This is a genomic window from Pseudomonas sp. CC120222-01a (assembly GCF_003097235.1).
In the GTDB taxonomy this organism is placed as follows: Bacteria; Pseudomonadota; Gammaproteobacteria; order Pseudomonadales; family Pseudomonadaceae; genus Aquipseudomonas.
On sequence record NZ_QEQQ01000008.1, the window covers coordinates 143,052 to 159,360 of the forward strand.

8 protein-coding genes and 1 pseudogene are annotated in these 16,309 nt (G+C 55.0%); 3 read left to right on the forward strand and 6 right to left on the reverse strand.

The genetic code is table 11. The annotated features are described in order from the left end of the window. Positions 1-1,071, forward strand: coding sequence for an MBL fold metallo-hydrolase (locus N430_RS13020; RefSeq protein ID WP_133248847.1), 1,071 nt, complete (start codon positions 1-3; stop codon positions 1,069-1,071). Positions 1,072-1,443: 372 nt separating this feature from the next. Here the strand turns inward: N430_RS13020 and N430_RS13025 are convergent, their stop codons facing one another. Genes N430_RS13025 through N430_RS13040 form a run of 4 tightly spaced genes read right to left on the reverse strand, consistent with a single transcriptional unit; the run spans position 1,444 to position 8,029 of the window. Further along, positions 1,444-2,610 (reverse strand): Wadjet anti-phage system protein JetD domain-containing protein, encoded by a 1,167-nt coding sequence (locus N430_RS13025; RefSeq protein WP_110637577.1) that lies wholly within the window; start codon positions 2,608-2,610, stop codon positions 1,444-1,446. After that, complete coding sequence (locus tag N430_RS13030) at positions 2,597-6,022, reverse strand: SbcC/MukB-like Walker B domain-containing protein (RefSeq protein WP_158288792.1); 3,426 nt, start codon at positions 6,020-6,022, stop codon at positions 2,597-2,599. Before N430_RS13030 ends, N430_RS13025 begins: the two co-directional genes overlap by 14 nt. Beyond that, positions 6,009-6,611, reverse strand: coding sequence for a DUF4194 domain-containing protein (locus N430_RS13035; protein WP_004577352.1), 603 nt, complete (start codon positions 6,609-6,611; stop codon positions 6,009-6,011). Before N430_RS13035 ends, N430_RS13030 begins: the two co-directional genes overlap by 14 nt. After that, a complete protein-coding gene (locus tag N430_RS13040; RefSeq protein ID WP_110637575.1) occupies positions 6,611-8,029 on the reverse strand; it encodes a Wadjet anti-phage system protein JetA family protein in 1,419 nt (472 codons plus the stop codon). The genes N430_RS13035 and N430_RS13040 overlap by 1 nt, the downstream gene beginning before the upstream one ends. A gap of 88 nt (positions 8,030-8,117) precedes the next feature. Here N430_RS13040 and N430_RS13045 point away from each other — a divergent pair, with 88 nt between their 5' ends. Continuing rightward, the gene (locus N430_RS13045) at positions 8,118-8,960 is read left to right on the forward strand and encodes a WYL domain-containing protein (RefSeq protein ID WP_110637574.1); all 843 of its coding nucleotides are present in this window, start codon (positions 8,118-8,120) and stop codon (positions 8,958-8,960) included. Between the two features lie 172 nt (positions 8,961-9,132). Here N430_RS13045 and N430_RS13050 read toward each other — a convergent pair. Continuing rightward, positions 9,133-9,618: pseudogene (locus tag N430_RS13050) on the reverse strand (methyl-accepting chemotaxis protein); the annotation flags it as partial. Between the two features lie 436 nt (positions 9,619-10,054). Here N430_RS13050 and N430_RS13055 point away from each other — a divergent pair. Further along, the gene (locus tag N430_RS13055) at positions 10,055-10,567 is read left to right on the forward strand and encodes a hypothetical protein (RefSeq protein WP_110637573.1); all 513 of its coding nucleotides are present in this window, start codon (positions 10,055-10,057) and stop codon (positions 10,565-10,567) included. Positions 10,568-10,789: 222 nt separating this feature from the next. Here N430_RS13055 and N430_RS13060 read toward each other — a convergent pair whose 3' ends face one another. After that, entirely contained in the window at positions 10,790-16,297 is a 5,508-nt protein-coding gene (locus N430_RS13060) for a DEAD/DEAH box helicase (protein WP_256592130.1), read from the reverse strand. Positions 16,298-16,309: the final 12 nt, after the last annotated feature.

The following is a 16,309-nucleotide window of genomic DNA, read 5'->3' on the forward strand; positions in this document are numbered from 1 at the left end:
ATGCTGCCAGCACGCGAAGGCGATGCAATCTGGGTGCGCTGGGGTGATACGGATAATCCATATCAGATGCTCGTCGACATGGGTACTGAGGAAGTTGGCAGGCTGATTTGGCAAGAAATCTCTAGATTACCTGAGAGCCAGCGAACCTTCGAAGCGGTCGTCGTAACACATATAGACGCGGATCACATAGGAGGTTTACTGAGTTGCTTCGTAGACCAAGAGCAGCCTTCTGGCGTCCTAGTCAAGGATTTCTGGTTTAATGGATATGCGCATCTGGAGGCTAAAACAAGCACAGCGCCATTAGAGTCACTAGGTGCAGTGCAAGGTGAGAGGCTTACTAAATGGCTCTTGACTCAGTCTTGGAATCGCTCATTTGGAGGTGATGCCATATGTAGGCGGGACGGCGAGCCTCTCAGAACTGTTGAATTACCAGGAGGAATGCAGGTCACTGTTCTCGGACCTACAGTGAAGCGACTCAACGCTTTGAAACCCCAATGGGAACAGGAGATTAGAATAGCAACACAAAAAGCAGAAAAGCGAGGTTCAAATTCTAGCTTAGAGGCTTTGGGTGGAAAACGATATCAGGACATTTCAGATATATCTACGCTTAGAGCCCTAGCAAAACAACGCCCTATGCGAGACTCAAAGGCTGCAAACGGTAGCAGTGTCATCCTGTTACTTGAGTATGAGGGCAAAAGAATTCTCCTCGCAGGAGATGCGTTCGCCGATGATTTAGCTGACGCTATATCCTATTACTCATCGAGCGATAATTTAAAGCTAGATGCTTTCAAGGTTTCACACCACTGCAGTCGTGGCAATATCACCGAGCGCTTGATTAAAGCCATTGACTGCCAGAATTGGCTCATATCAACGGATGGCACTCGGCATAAACACCCGGATGATGAGGGTGTGGCTTCAATTCTTTATTACAAAAGTGGTAATGCCATTAAACTATTCTTCAATGTTAGTAGCGAGCGAAATGAAAAATGGTCAAATCCAACATGGAAGTCTCGCTTTAATTACTCTGCAGAGTATGGCTCTACAGAGAAAGGCTACACTTTAGAGTTTTGATGCCTGCGAGCCGGCATCAAAAAACGGAATATCATTATGCGCATACTTCATGGCCATTCGCAGTTCGGTGTGCTGCATATAAAAATGCGGTGAAAAATATGGCAGGGCTAGGCCATTAGCGCACTAGATCAATGAGGCCAGTGTGTGAGGCGTATCTTGAGTATCCGTGTACTTGAATTGCCGCCTTGGCGCCGTAAGCAATATGCACAGTCTCCAAACAGAAGCAGGGCAGCTAGTCCGGGTTGGCTCCCTGCCCTTCGCAACTCCGCCACTTAGTGTTCAACCAAGATCACCAATAGTCCGGGTTTTTTACCTCCCTTTTCTCCGCCACTCCTAGCGCTCGGCAACGATCTATCCCCGCATACGCTCTAGCTAGGCAGGAAGATTCAAAGGTTGTCCTTCTTGCTCGAACAGTACAGGGGCAAGTTGATCGGCCAATTCTGCCCAGCCTGCGCGGGCAGCATTTCTCTTCATCGCACGATGCTGCTCAGCTTTGGCGTCTTGACCGCGATCAGGCCAGCGTGAAGCCTCCATAGACCATGGCTGCAATCGACACCCTGACTGGGTGGCGAACTGGGCGATTCGAGCGGCGATACGAAAGCCCCCTTCATCATGATCGCCCCAGTGGTAAATTGGAGGCTTGTGCTCAAGCGAGGATAAGATTCGAACGTAAGCTTGCCCCCAACTTGGCGATGGCATACCTGCCGTGTAGAGAATCACTCCTGACGGATTCTTGCTTAATTCACGCGTTGCCTGGTGGAAGGTTGTGAGATTCTCTATCGTCAATAACCAAGCAGGCGCACCTATATAACCTTGGATCACGGTATTGGCGACACCCAAAAACGGCCGAATGATTGAACAGTCATCCTGGTCGGTCAGCCGGAGCTTGCCCATACCCGCCACGAGAAAAGGTTGAGGCTCTTTGATGAGTCCGATCGCTCCGAAAACTTCACTCCAATGTCGGGCCGGCGCATTCAGGGTTTCGGCGGTGAGCAGATCCAAATGCTTGCTCAGGGCTTCCAGACGCTTGGAGTCGCCGAAAAGGTGAGTACTGAGTTGGCGGACGATGCGATCCTCCTTGGTTTCGGCCATCGCATCGAGCACCCGCAATGCATCAACGAAATCAGAAGCCGAACTAGGTCCCAGGAGCCTAACCTGCTTGAGCTGGGCCCAGCATGCAAGCAACTCGTCCACCTGTCCCTGTCCATGCCAAGGCGCCAGTAGTGCAGCCGCCTGGCCAAGGGTTGTACTGGAGGTGGGACGCTGCAGATGGTCGGCGAGTCGATCGAGATCCTGAAGAACTACCGCATCCAATGGGCGATCACTCCCTCCTTGCCTGGCCCACTCCAGCTTAATCGCGCCAGCCGATGCCGCCGCCCGCATTCGTTCGTGCATGCGGTCACGCTCGTCCAGACTGAGCTGCCAGTATGGCGAGGTTAGCGACTTGAAAGACTCACGGATAGTTCGGGTACTGCCACTTAGACGAGCTCGCTCGGCACGAACCAGCAGGCGACCAAGGGTTGCGTCATCCAGGCTCATTCTGTTCTTCCTTCAAGCGGTTGATTTCCTGCTGCAACAACACCGGATTGAGCAAGTAGTTGTCACTTTGCAGCAATTCACGAGCAGCATCGTGGACGACATTCTTTTTCATCTGCACATTTCGGGTTCCGAAGCGGGACATGTCGTAGTAGATATTCAGGAAAGAGCTGAGTTTGGCTTGGTCAGATTCCGGCCCCGCCAGGATCAATTGCAGGCCAAGGGCATTCAAGAATTGCACGGTGGCTCGGATATTCTGCGGATCCATCTTCTCGAACGCCTCATCCAACAGCATGATGCCGCCGCCGCTGAGACTGTCCTTCGACTTCCCGTAACAGGCTGCCAAAGCGGCACCGAAGATGAGGTAGACCGGAGTCCTATGCTCGCCTCCAGAGGCCTGCTCGAAGCGCCTGCTAAGCAAGCCCAGACTCTCCGACATTTGATAGACCTCTACGTCGTAGCTGAAGAAGCGGCGGTGGTCATTCAGGGGGCTGGCTTCGTTCAGCAGCGGTGAGTTGCTGTCGCCTTCGACAAGCGCGCGAAACTCCTCCGGTACCTCACCTGGTCCGCCAAAAAGGTCGTCCTCTGTCCCATGGGTACGCACGCGTAGCAAGAACTCATACAGGCTTCGATGCTCTTCAACCACCTTGAACTTAAACTCATAGCGTTCGTTGTTGGAGAACATTGGTGCGTTTTCGAGAATTGAGGTGAGGCCCGCGATCTGCTCCGCGATGCGGTCAAAACCTGCAAGCAGTGCCTGAGCGACATCGGAGCGAAAAACCTTCACGGCAGCCTGGTAGGCTTCTTCAGCTTTCTCTTCTTGCTCGACCAGTTCAAGATTCACTAGTCGCTGCTGGTCCTCCAGTATGAAGCCGTAAGCGCCCTTCCAATCACTGCTGCAGATATCCGTGTTCTGCAGGTTATAGTCCTTCAGATAATTCGCGAACAGGTTCCATGCTTCGCGGTCTTTGCTGCCGGCCACCCCGTTAACCGTTAGGATCGCCTGCTCCAAAGCAATAACCTTTGCGCTCGCATCGTCGCCATGGCGCTCATCCGAGCGTTTGCGATGCCGGTCGACTTCATTCGCGTTGTAAAGCGGGTGCTGCCGACTCTCTCTTTCCCGGGCGCTTTCTACTTCCAACTGCTTGGTCAGCACGCCGAGCTGTTCGCCCAATAGCTTAAGTTGCTCGACGAAGCTGGCCTCATCCTTAGTCCATCGAAGCACCAACTCATTGGCGGTGTGGGCCGCCTCGTCGGCAAGTTGCTTCTTTGTCTCCAGTTCAACCAAGCCTGCAGTTTGTGTACGCGCCAACCGCTCGCGCAAATGCGCGGCATGGGCGTTTGCCTGCACTTTCGCCATAAAGATGCTTTCAAGGCTAGTTTGCAGTGCCTCGGTGTTGGCAAACGGGGTGAGATTCTGCAAGCCGTTGCGAAGCCGAGTGACCGCCTCGTCGTATTGCCTGGATTGTGCCTGCGCAATCTGCAACGCCTGTTCTGCCTGTTGGCGCATGGCATCGACGTCTTTACGGCCCAACCTAAGCTCTGAGGGTTTAGGTAAGGATTGTCGCTCCACGGCCGCACCTGAACTGACCATGCCGTCCTTGGATAGCGCTTTGACACCAGCGCGCAGTTGCTCGTTGGATTCGGCTAGTATCGTTCGCCCAAGCGCACCCTGCAGGTAGCGCACGGCAAGTAGGTTCTGCCCTTGGACCAACTGAGCTGCGTAAGGCTCAGTATCGTATCCGTGCCAGTCCCGGATACGTGAAGGAAGAGCTAGCTTCACGCGATAAACGCCGTCTGCCGCTGCGCTGCGATAGACCTTAATGGCCTCCAACTCCCGATCTTCTGGAATCAGTAAAGCCTCTACATGGCGTCCCAGCCATGACTCGATCGCTGCTTGCCATGCTACATCTGCGACACTTACCAGGTCGCAGATGGGAGTCGCGTCGATACCCGCATTCGCGAGGATACGCAACAATGCGGTGGTGTTATCGCTCAGTTTCGCAAGGCCTTGGCCAGCCCGGGCACTTGCCATCTCAGCGTCACGCAACTGGTTGGCTGCCTTTTCCGCTTTGCCTTCTGTCTCCGCCATTGCCCGGCGCAGCACTTCGAAGGCTTGGTTTACCGCTTGAAGCGTACGCTGGAGTGATTCAGATGATGGCATGTCATCTGATTCCAGCCGTTTCTCCAAGCTTTGCAATTGCTCGAGCCCGCTGTCAAAGAGGTCTCTACTGGATGCGATTTCAGCTAGGCCGCTGGCGTCGGAAAGAGCACGCTGCATCGCGTGCAATTGCGTGCGGAGTTGCGCTTGTTTCTCATCAAATTGCTTCTCCAACAGCAAGAGCTCGCCGGCATGACCTGCTTGCTGTTGAAAGTCAGGGCTGGAAGTCAGCGCAGTCAGCGCCAGATCTCGGGCGGCATTGGCCAACTGCGCTTGGGCGCATGCCCTTCCGAGTTCTCGCTGCGCTCGGGAAAGCGCCTCCTCTAGCGCTTCTTGCTTGATCTGAATAGCATCCACTGCCTCCGCGCTGCGTTCGGTTGCGTAGACATGCTTCAAGGCCGTCAGGTTCGCTTCGGAGGTTCGCGCCTGCAGCACTTGGGCATAGGTGTCAGCCACTTCGGAGGCTTGGGTAATGCGCCCTCTCAGTCGCCTAATAAGGTCACGCATGTCACGAACCTCGTTGAGGCGCTCGCGGAACTCGGTAATCCGGATTGGCATCGGCTCGATGAGATGCTGTCGTAACGTCTCATTAAGATCAACGATGTCTTCATTGAGCTTGAGAGAACGAGAAAACGCAGCCCGAAATGCCTGTGAGTTCGGTTTGTCGCCTGGACCGGCCAGATGATCGATCAAGAGGCGTCGAATAAAGTCGTCACGATTGTGAGGCGTTATATAAGGGGTACTGTTCGCCTCCAGGCGACACAAATCAGCGACTACATGCTGAAAGGCTCGCCAGGGCATCACGGTTTCGCGTGCGCCGTCGGTCTGCAAATATTGCTTAGCCGACAGTTCGACTCCGGGCAATATGAAGTACCCACTCACCTCCGCTTTGGCGTCCTCGATATGAGCTTGCAGTGAAACGCCAGCAGTGAACGGAACGCCTGTAATGGTATTGCGGAAAACCAATCCCACGTATGTGTTCGCGGAGGTCCGCTGGTAGGAACTGCCACCAGGTACAATCGAGCCGAGGCAGTAATCACGCAGGCTGCGAGAACGCTTTTTCTTGCTGTCACTCGCTGCGTTGAAGTTTATGCGGTTGCCATCGGCCGCTAACATGACCACCTGAATTGCATCCAGAAGCGCCGTTTTTCCGGTTCCATTAGGCCCTAGGAAGGCCGTATTTCTCCCAATATCGACATCCCGGGCCTCGTAAAGGAAAAACTGAATCAGGTTAACCCGCTCAAGCAAGACCATCGCCGGCCTCCTCATCCTTCATTGGCGCGTGCGCTGCCAATTGGTGCAACGCCCCCTCGCTCAGCACATCGACGATCCCAGGACGGATGACAATCTTGTAGGGTTGTCCGTCGTCGGCCTCTGAAACCCGCACCAACCCGTAGCGCTTCATGGCCTGAGCCAACTCGCGCAGTTCGCCCCGCTCGGGGAGCTCACGTTTGAGCCATTCCTTGTAGGCACGCTCCAACTCTTCAAGTGACACGAACGCTTCTCCGTCAGCGATCTCTGCCGATTGCATACGGTCGTCATAGATGCGGCGTAGAACAAGCGCCAAACGTGTCTCACTAAGGCGCATTTTCTCGGCGACTGGGTGGCTAGGGATGGCCGCGACATAAGCGTGATGGGCATTGTGAATCAGGTGAACCCCTAGCAAGGACATCACCTCCCGAAACGCCGCGAGATGCTTGACGATCAAGTGATAGGCCACCCGGCTGAACTTGTCATTGGCATAAAGGATCTGCTCAACCATTAGCCGGTAAGCCGCTCTCTCGAAGTCGGCACTGACATAACTTACCTCTGACTGTTCTGCCAATCGCTCCCAGTTGACCATCACGGCATCCTCACATGAATCATGAACTCTTGGTGTTCCATGTACGCGTTGCGAGTCATGGCTTCGGGGACAAATTCGACACGTATCCCAGGGACCAACTGCAGGTGGACATCACCTCTGCGTTTTCCTGGAGGGCATGCCTCGCGCGAGGCGATCAATAACAGCCTTTGGTAGCAGCACAGATCTATGACCGATTCGATTGACAGTTGGCTCGAGGTCACGCGCAGATCAGAGCCGACGTGTCGCGTGACGTACTCCGCCAGCTTCAGCGGCGTAACGTGCCGATTGGCATTCATCCGTTGTCGAAGTGCTTCCATTGCAAGCTCCTCAATTGTCGGACTGTAGGTTTCGACCAGTGTTGGCTCGTGAACCCGCGGAGTTACACGAGGTTTGGACAGGCCGACCTCGGAAGCGTGATAGAAGCCTGACCTACCCGGAAGCGAGGCATGCCCTTCCCCCAAGATCTCCACGGCATTGAGGGCCCTCGCGATCAGTTTGTCGAAATTGCCAGGCGAGCGCAGCTTGTACTCAAAGAGCGCAATGGCCATCTGATTGGCGTCACGCACCTCTTCATCCAATCTCTGCAAGTGCTCTTCGACTTCGCGAAGGCGCAGCAACTGATGGGTATCCCGTTCGTAGAGCAACTCAGCGCGTAGGAAGTCGTCGTCGGTCTTCATCTGGGCATACCAACCGATCAATCCCTGGCGCTGCTGATCGTCACACTGGAGTTGGCGAACCAGAGCGATAATCTGTGAGCGAAACTGCAACGGATGATTGTGAGTACGCAGGTCGCTATAGTCGGCAATGAAAACGTTCTCGATGTACTCTTCGAAAAAGCCACGAACGAACTCGCCCATGGTTTCCTTCGCCGAGAGTTTCCCCATCAGATCCTGAATGCGGCAACTCGTATTGGTGATGTGTGCCATGCACTGTTTGGCCTGACGTGCCGCCTCATGATAAAGACCGTGCGCGTTTGCATCGCGCACTTCACGCAGGGAGACGTAGATCGAGTGGAACCTAATCCCGAGGAACTCAGGGGTCTGATTGGCAAACTCCACCAGGTGACCAAAAAACCGTGCCACAACAGGCCTGACCGTGACCTGTTCTACTACGCCTCTGCGCCGTTGACTTAGCCACCCGCTGGCATGGAGCGAGGTGAAGATCAGATGAGCCCTTCCGGTCACCGTAAGGGAGCTGTCCATATCCTCCCAAGGGTCATCGGCTACTAGAAACGATTCGATCGTTCGAAGGACCAGTGACTTGGGAGCTTCTTCCCCGGGTGAGCGGCCACCCTCTCCCCACATGGCCGCCATAAGCCGACAGAGCACATCCCAATAGCGTAGGTTGTTGGCGGCGGCCAAAGGGCGAAAAAGCTCCTTGGGCAAATGCTCGAACAGCGGCGGTATATTAGGTTCCATACCAAAGTCCGTGTGGCCATTGCATTGACCGTAGCATAGATCTATTGATGCATCTATGCTATGAAAACCCTTCAACAGTGATCATTCCATGCCGCGTCGCAACTCAGCCCCGCAAGAACGTTTTGAAGCGATCGAGATACTGCTTCTCTGGGAAGGAAGAATCTCACGATCGCGCTTGCTGGATTTGTTCAACATCCATGAAACGCTAGCCAGTCGGGACATCGCGAGCTTTCGGGTACGATACCCCGAAGCCTGCGAGCCTGATCCCGCCAGCAAAAGCTACAGCAGCACTCCACAACTCGAACCAATCCTAAGCCGCGGCGTATTCACCGAATATCAACGGCTTGTCGGTGCCTCAGGCTCTCTGGAAACCATCTCCATTGGAGTACCTTTCGAAAGTACGCAATTCGATGCAACGGCGATTCGCCCTGTCCCGTTCTCGCGACTGCATCGAGCTATGCGGCTTGGGCTTTGTGTGAGGGTGACCTATCGCTCCATGAGCACCCCCCAAGCTCATGAACGGCTTATCCGCCCTCACTCACTGATTCAAGCCGGACCACGATGGCATGTACGGGCATACTGCGAGAAGGCCGGAGAGTTTCGTGATTTCAACCTAGGTCGAATATCAGCGGTTAGCCTGGCCGACGCCCTGCTGCTACCTGGAGCAGAGCAGGACCGACACTGGCAGCGTATCGTCCCAATACGCTTGGTACCCCATCGAGACCTTTCCGCCGAGCAGGCTCGCATGGTGCGCGAAGAGTACATGGGGGGGACAGCGGCGATGGTCTTCAATGTACGAGCCTCCCTTGCCAAGTACGTAATCCAGACGTTTCGGGCTGCAATGGATCCTGACCGCGAGCGCCTGCCAGAGCATGTGCTCATGGTGCAACAGCCAGTTGATTTACCCATTGAGGCGCGCTGGCAGGAGTAAGGAGATCGGCACTTCTGCAGTTCGGCGTACAGCCGAGCAAGGTTAAGGGTGGAACCGCATATCAATTGGCAGTTAAGAACAAGCGTACTGAGCGATTGGTCAATATTTAGAGCAGATCACCTCCGATGATGACAGCCCCACATCCTTGTGGGTACTCAATCGAAGCTAACATCTATCGGTTGAAGCGCTCAGCCAAGCTATGCAGATATTCCGCCATTCGTTCTAGATCCTGGCTAATTTCTGCACCTTGCATGGCCTTCCCGGCGCTGTGATCGCACAATTGCGCAATGCGCGTAATCTGTTGATTGATGTCTTCAGCTACATGACTTTGCGCAGCTGATGCCGACGCCATCTGTTGGCTCATACCCGTAATGCGGCTAACCGCTTCGCTGATGCCAACAAGCGCCGATTGAACCGCCTCAACACTCTGCATGCTGTCGCGGGAAATCTCCTCCCCTCTGCTCGCAGTCGCCACTGCTCTTTCTGTACCAACATGTAATGAAGCAATGATTCCATGGATCTCTTCGGTCGAAGTTCGTGTACGCTGAGCCAGAGCGCGCACTTCCTCAGCGACGACAGCAAACCCCCGACCCTGCTCGCCTGCCCGGGCAGCCTCAATAGCAGCATTGAGCGCCAGCAAGTTGGTCTGCTCGGCAATTGAAGTGCCCCCCTTGACTGAACAGACCAAGCACACCTTAGGCGGAGTTGGGTCTGTGCCGAGCGACAACAAACCGGTCGAGTGTCAGGTCCAGGTGGTTGAGCGCACGCTTACAACCCGTAGCGGATTCTCTCTCACAGATCGAATCGGCCGGTCATACATAAAGGATTAACCGGACGGCTAAACATCGAAACCACAATGCCCCACCTATAGTGCTTGAGCGTTAAATTGGGCGCTCGCTGGAGCTACGTGTTCTAGGTAACGCCGTCGACATTGACCTCGCTGCACAGCTCAGCGCCTGCCGCAACCCAAAACGCTATTGCCAAACCCGGCTATTGGGCCTGTTTCGAGGGGCCAATTTGACTTGGAGGTAGCAAGAATCGCTATAGCATAGGAATTCGCCAATGTTCGGCGAAACCGAGTTTAGGAGAGCCCTATGCAATTGTCTGTAAAGTACGCGGGTATTCCGATCACCGCGTTCCTGTTGGTATGCGCGGCGTTCGTATTGGTCCAACGTTTCGGCGTCGATCTGATCCGACTTAGCTATGACGCCTGCCACTACCTGTATGGCTTGGTGTTTCCGCTGGCCTTCGGCTATGTCTACCTCCAGATCCCTCCCAAGACTGAACAGGTGCCACTGCGCATGTTCATCGCTCAGGTGCGCGCTGTTGCGATCCGGGATTGGCCCAAGTCCATCATCCAGGGTATTCGCCGTGACCTGCAGCAAGGAATTCCGTGGAGCCCATGGGCAGGTGGGTGCTGGACAGTGGTTTTCTCGATCGCCAATGAGGTAGTCATTGATCCGATCAGCAACGGGGTCCCATTCACGTCCGCCTATAGCAATCTGCTAGCAGATCTGGTTGGTGTTGGCAGCTTTCTCTTGATCGTCCACCTGCTTCAGATGAGCTCTGTAGCTGGATCCTGCCTATCCGGAAACAACTGTCCATAACCGCGAGACAGCTTGCTCGTCCTGGGCGCAAACATCGCGTTCCAGCAGCAGTTGTCGAGCCAGTATGGCGCGATGAATGAGACTGCAGAAAAGACCTCCGTAACGATCGGCAACAAGCCGGGAGGGCCAGAACTGGCGGTTGAGCGTACGCTCAAAACGACCCGGCCAGTCACGGGGAGTGACTGGCCGGGCAACTGAACTTCAAAACTAGAACAGATCCACCTACGATTTAAACAGCGATTGTACCTTCAATTGGGCGCTCGCCAGATCCGAGCGTAGCAGGTACTCGTTGAGCCCGATCACTGCGTGAACTCCTGCAGTGCCGCCAATGGGTTGCTGGCGCTCCAGACTATCGATGAGCCCCGGGTAGCAGCCCACCGCTACCGTTTTACCCTCTCGGTCAACCAGCAAGGGAGCAGAGGGAATCGAGCCACCCCTACAGGCATACCCTGCTAACTCAAGGCTGGCTCGAAGCTGGGCCAGTTTCACCATCTGCCCCGTCGCCGGCAAACATGCCGGCTCCTCTCCTCGTATGGCGTACCGCAAGAGCATCGAAGCCAAATGTCTATCAAGGCGGTGTTGAAGATGTTGGTTATGGAAGTGATTGAGGCATTCTGTGCAAGAGCTCTCACATGTACAGTTCTCTAACAGCTCAAGAGTCGCGTCCAAAACCTCCTCCATGTGTCGAGCTGCAATCTCTGCGTACCCTGCCCCCCCTGACAACGTGTCATACAAAAATACATCCAGGATACGAGCCTCATCCAGCAGCGCGGGTTCAATCCTAAAGCCAGAGCCGAATTCGGCAGGGTCCAGATCTAATTGCCGATGCCGACTGGCCGCTAGCCGCAGCGCTTCTGCAAGCGAATGCAAGGCATCTTCGAGAATGCGCAACACCACCCCGTTGACCGTATCGGTAACAATTGGCGAGGCGATTTTGAGGCGTAACAGGAGAAGGTCCGTATCGAAGTCATGGCCCAGCAACACGCGTGCGAATTTACCAGAGCACTTCGGCGGTGTTCCTTTTGGACCGAGTTGTTTGTATGGACGTTCATGGGCCCCCGCGTTTGCCTCCTGATCGAAGACCGAGGCATTGCCGCATTCCATGCAGACTGAAAAGCCACCCTCGCCTGTGCCTTCCTTGCCTCGGTTGACGGTGACGAGCGTGCGGTCTACCGCATGGGTAAAGCTCGCGTAGGGACCACATGCGGAAAAACTGAAAATCTCCGGATCAACGGGTTGTGGCAATTGGGCCATCGTCGCGTAGGTGATTTCTTGCTCACGGTCATTATCTGGCAAGTCAGCGGCGCTCTCCGGCCCGAAAACTTCTGGAACAATCATCAGTTCAGTTATCAACTGTTGGCCGCAGACGGGACAGCCCGTTTGTTCCTTCGCTGACCGATTGGGGTCACGCACAAACGAGCAGGCTTTACAGTGTGTATGCGGTTTGGCGTTCTCGAAGAGCGGGCCCGCACGATTCACAACTCCCGGCGGTAGATCTGCAAAGACGCCTCCCGAACGGTAGGTTTTCTTGTCAATAACGATGAGGCGCCCCGGGGCATACTCGCTTAACGCTTTGATAATCGACTGCTGCGGTCGTTGCACCGTGCGCACGTCCCAACGATCTCGCGCGTTTTTGGTCAGCTTTTCTACTAGGAAGCTACATAAGCTGGTGGGAAACGCGTAGCTGGGGAGCAATCCGTGATAGAACAGAAACTCCAGAAGTTCCGCCTGTTCGATACTTGATGAGGGATTTTCAATGTCCTGGGCTTCTTGTCCAGCGATTTCCTCATGCGTGGCATTCACCTGGATGGTTGAACCAAGCTTCTTAAGTTCCACGACTAAGCGTTGACTGGTCGCGGCTAACCACTCCATCAACGAAAGGCCGCGGGTATCCAACCCCGGCGGTAGCCAAGCCACAATTGACTCTCGGAGATCGCCGTCGCTGGCGAGCACCCGACGTGTCACCCAAGCCTCAAAGCTCTTCAAGTTCGGGCCGTGTTGGTCGGAACTGCAGAAGAAATCTTCGGTCGGACCAAGCGCTTTGAGCAACGACGAGGTTTTTTCAGTCGACGCGCCAGTGCCTTGCGCCATGATTTCATGGAAGAAAGTTTGGATCAGGTACGCGTGAAGATGCCGGCGCGCGATTTTCGCATTGTCTATCTTGACCTCCGGTGTACGTGGGGGGCCCGCCACGATACGCGCTGGATTCAAGAAGTAGTGGCTGTCATGTGGGCCATTCTGTGAATAGGTTACGACGGTGGATACCGACGAACCGCGCCGCCCTGCCCGGCCGGCGCGTTGCTGGTAATTTTCCCGCTGCGGAGGAACGTTCCTCAGCGCAACCGCTACCAGCGAGCCAATGTCGACCCCTACCTCCATCGTCGTTGTGCAACTGAGCACGTCAATCGGGCGGTCCCGATCCTCAATAAGCACGTCCTGGAATCGCATTTCGTAGAGTTCGGTGGTGGCATGCACTCGACTGCGGTCACGGTTCGACAACTGCGCCGTGTGTTCCTCGACGCTCATGTTGGATAGCTCTGCACCTGGTGTTAGGGCGCGCGCCACTGGAAGTCGCCAGAACTCTTTGCGAGCCGTGACGTAATCGCTGTTTATCGGATCGATGGAGGACGCCGCGTCGCTGCCGCACGCCAGGCAAACCTTACCTGCCAAAGCGAAGGGCATCAGGGCTGTGCAGTCAGCGCATTGCGCCCAACAATGCGCCAAGTCGACGACAATGGCTAGGGAGTCAGGCACCAGGAACCAGTGACCATCGTCCTCCTCTGCCAACTGATCTCGGAAGATCGCTTCAACGCGCTGAACCACCTCACTCGACCAACCGAAATGGTTGATCAGGCTCTCTTTCAGCGATTTACCAAATTGACCGTTGCTGCCCCATGCCGGTTTCGAGTAGCCCGCAGCCTTGTAGCGGTAGGCTGACTCAATGGATCTATCGAATGCGTACTCTTGCAGCATCGAGTCTATCCAACCTACGGCCAACTCACGGACGTTCGCTTCGCTTATCGCAAGCTCGGCATTCACCAGGTGCTGCCTCAACTTTCTAAGTTTTAGAGGCGTTGGCTCAACGAAACCGACCATGGTTCCGGACAGTGAGTAGTAGTTGCCACAAAGCAATTTAAGAAGTGCAATTTGGTAGCGCGCCGGAATCTCTTGTAGTGAAAAATTCGCCTCAATGGCTTCCGCCAAGTCAGAGTCATAGTTGTCATCAAATAACTTGCGTGCGCTCTCAACTCGTCTTGAATCACCGCCATCGAACATAGGGAGGTCATGCTTGGTCAACACGGAAAGAAATGCCAAGTAAAGCAAGCCGGCGGGTTTGGCGGGTTTGTCTAAGTCCTTCAGTTTCTGACATGCCAAGGCGACAGCCTGCCGAAACACGTCAAGTTCAATGTCGCGCGGAATGTCACGTGCTAGTCGAGCGGCCTTTTGTCGACCATCCGAGAAAATCAAAACCTTTCGCCCTGCATTGGGATGCCGGGCATCTTTGGCTCGACTGGCAGGCTGCTTCGCCATTTGCGTCCTAACGAGCGCAGTGAACGGAGCCTCCCCTTTGGTAAGGTGATCCATGATTTTCGATGGATCATCTTTGGTATTTCTAATCTTACGCGTGCAGACAGGGCAATGATCAAAAGTCAGATCACCTGCGTCTGCCGCCTTGTCCGGCACGCGGACCCTACGGAACCCGGTTTCGTCTCTCGGCTGATCATCCGTGAGGATGCCGCTGGCCATGTGTAACCATTTATCGATGTGACGACTGCGGGGATGAGTGGCATCCTCAACGCACAACTCTATCGGCATCAGCGCAGAAATCGCACCATCTGAAAATGGACCGCTGGGCTGGTGCCAAACGAAGTTCTGCTCCTCGTTCACAAAACCACGCAAGAAAGCTGCCCCGCAATCACGATGCGTAAGCAGTTCATACACACGTCCATTGGACTTACAACCGCACTGGGTCGAGGGTTTCGTATACAGGCGGCCGAGAATCGTGGGCCCGTCGTGATCACCTAAGCGCTTGGAGCAAGTAGGGTTCACGCAAGCGAACAACCCTGGCAACCCCCGATGGAAGAGGTGCAGGCGAGTCGGCAGCAAGACCCGGCCATCCGTGCTCCGCTGTGCGTAACTCCCCAGCGCCAAAAGCGTGTCGGTAGCTTTTTGTGCGTCGACCGCTGGGTAATTGCCAAACAGGAGATCACTTAATTCATCTAAGCGAACTGCGCGACCCGATACAGCGGTAATCAAGTTTTCCAGCGGTTCGAACCCCGTGAGACGTTCAAACAACCAGTTGCGAAACGCGGCATGGTCCTGACTCGGCGGTTGGCTCCAGCCCAACCGTCGTGCCAGTTGCGCTGCGGCCTGGGTGGCCGCGACGAGGTCATCGGCCGAGCGCTGGAAGTCCGCCAAATTGAAATCCGCCAGCGCATTGAGTTGTTCTGCTGGCGCTGCCTGTGATGCGGAACGTTCCTCCGGCGTCCCCTGGATTACCCTGACGCGCCGTGGTGATGTATCAGCCAAACCGGTCAAGTCCCGCGCAAAGCGCTCGCCATCGACTGCCGCAGTTTCAGCAGGTCCCAGACTCGCACTGGTCATAATGCAGCGCATGCGTTCTCGTGGAATATCGAGCCGAGCGCAGAGACGTCGGATCAGCAGGGCCACCTCGGCCCCCCCGGCCCCCCTGTACATATGTGCCTCATCCAGCACGAGGATAAACTCGTTACGCGAGTCCGCTTTGAGCCATGCCTTAGTCTGATCAAAGATGTCGCGCTCGATAGGCCGCATGAGCATGTATTCGAGCATGGAGTAGTTAGTAATCAATAACTCGGGACAACGTGCTTGCATTTCATGGCGAGTCATCATTTCGCGGTCGCCAGGCTGGGTTTGAAGCCGACCGGTCCAGTTTTTTTTGGTGAAATTGTCGCCTTTTTTCTTACCCGATCCGTAGGTCTTCGTTTCGATGGCTGCAGCGCCATAGAAACCTACCAAATCCTTGCTTGGCCAGCGCCCAATCCTCACGAGCTCACCTTTCACGGCAGGCTTTTCGGCGACTTTGTTATAAAACTCTTCAAACAGCGGCTCTATGAAGCGCTCGTCACGCTCTTTGGAGCGCTCTCCCGGGTAGGGGGTGCGCCCGGTATAACTGCCGAAGCGGATCGGGTGGGAACGAGTCTGCGTTAAGATCGACGATGCGTCAGTGTTTCCTACTAGGCGACGGATTCGCGCCAATTGATCATTAACCAAGGCGTTCATCGGATAAAGCAACAGTGCCCTACAACCCGGCAGTTGCGCCGAGTCGGGCCGTTCCTGTCCCTCAATGGCTAATTGACCAATAATTGGCATAAGAAAGCTTTCGGTTTTGCCGGAACCGGTACCTGTTGCGACAACTAAATCTGCAGCCTCGTCACCTAGAAACGCAGTTAGCGCTTGCGATTGGTGCTCGTAGGGCCGAGGGTAAAGCCCGAGCCCCATGAGCGACAACTGGGTGAGCATATCGGCGGCGACCTTGGGAATGGGAAGTCGGTTGAACGGATCTCCAATTTTGTAGACTGAGGTCGCTTCCACATAAGGCGTCTGGACAATCGTTTCAGAACTTAGGAGAAGAGCGTGGCGCTCTCTCACGAGCCCTTCATCGCGAATATGGTATTGAGCTTCGATATATTGTCGAAGACTATCCGCCAGGCTTTTCGCAGTCTCATGAACACCAGATGCTTCATTCATAGAAATCCCACC

Excerpts from the sequence above, each read along its gene's own strand:
- N430_RS13060 (WP_256592130.1), bottom strand. The coding sequence starts at position 16,297 with ATGAATGAAGCATCTGGTGTTCATGAGACTGCGAAAAGCCTGGCGGAT.
- N430_RS13030 (WP_158288792.1), bottom strand. The coding sequence starts at position 6,022 with ATGGTCTTGCTTGAGCGGGTTAACCTGATTCAGTTTTTCCTTTACGAG.
- N430_RS13055 (WP_110637573.1), top strand. The coding sequence starts at position 10,055 with ATGCAATTGTCTGTAAAGTACGCGGGTATTCCGATCACCGCGTTCCTG.
- N430_RS13035 (WP_004577352.1), bottom strand. The coding sequence starts at position 6,611 with ATGGTCAACTGGGAGCGATTGGCAGAACAGTCAGAGGTAAGTTATGTC.
- N430_RS13045 (WP_110637574.1), top strand. The coding sequence starts at position 8,118 with ATGCCGCGTCGCAACTCAGCCCCGCAAGAACGTTTTGAAGCGATCGAG.
- N430_RS13040 (WP_110637575.1), bottom strand. The coding sequence starts at position 8,029 with ATGGAACCTAATATACCGCCGCTGTTCGAGCATTTGCCCAAGGAGCTT.
- N430_RS13025 (WP_110637577.1), bottom strand. The coding sequence starts at position 2,610 with ATGAGCCTGGATGACGCAACCCTTGGTCGCCTGCTGGTTCGTGCCGAG.
- N430_RS13020 (WP_133248847.1), top strand. The coding sequence starts at position 1 with ATGCTGCCAGCACGCGAAGGCGATGCAATCTGGGTGCGCTGGGGTGAT.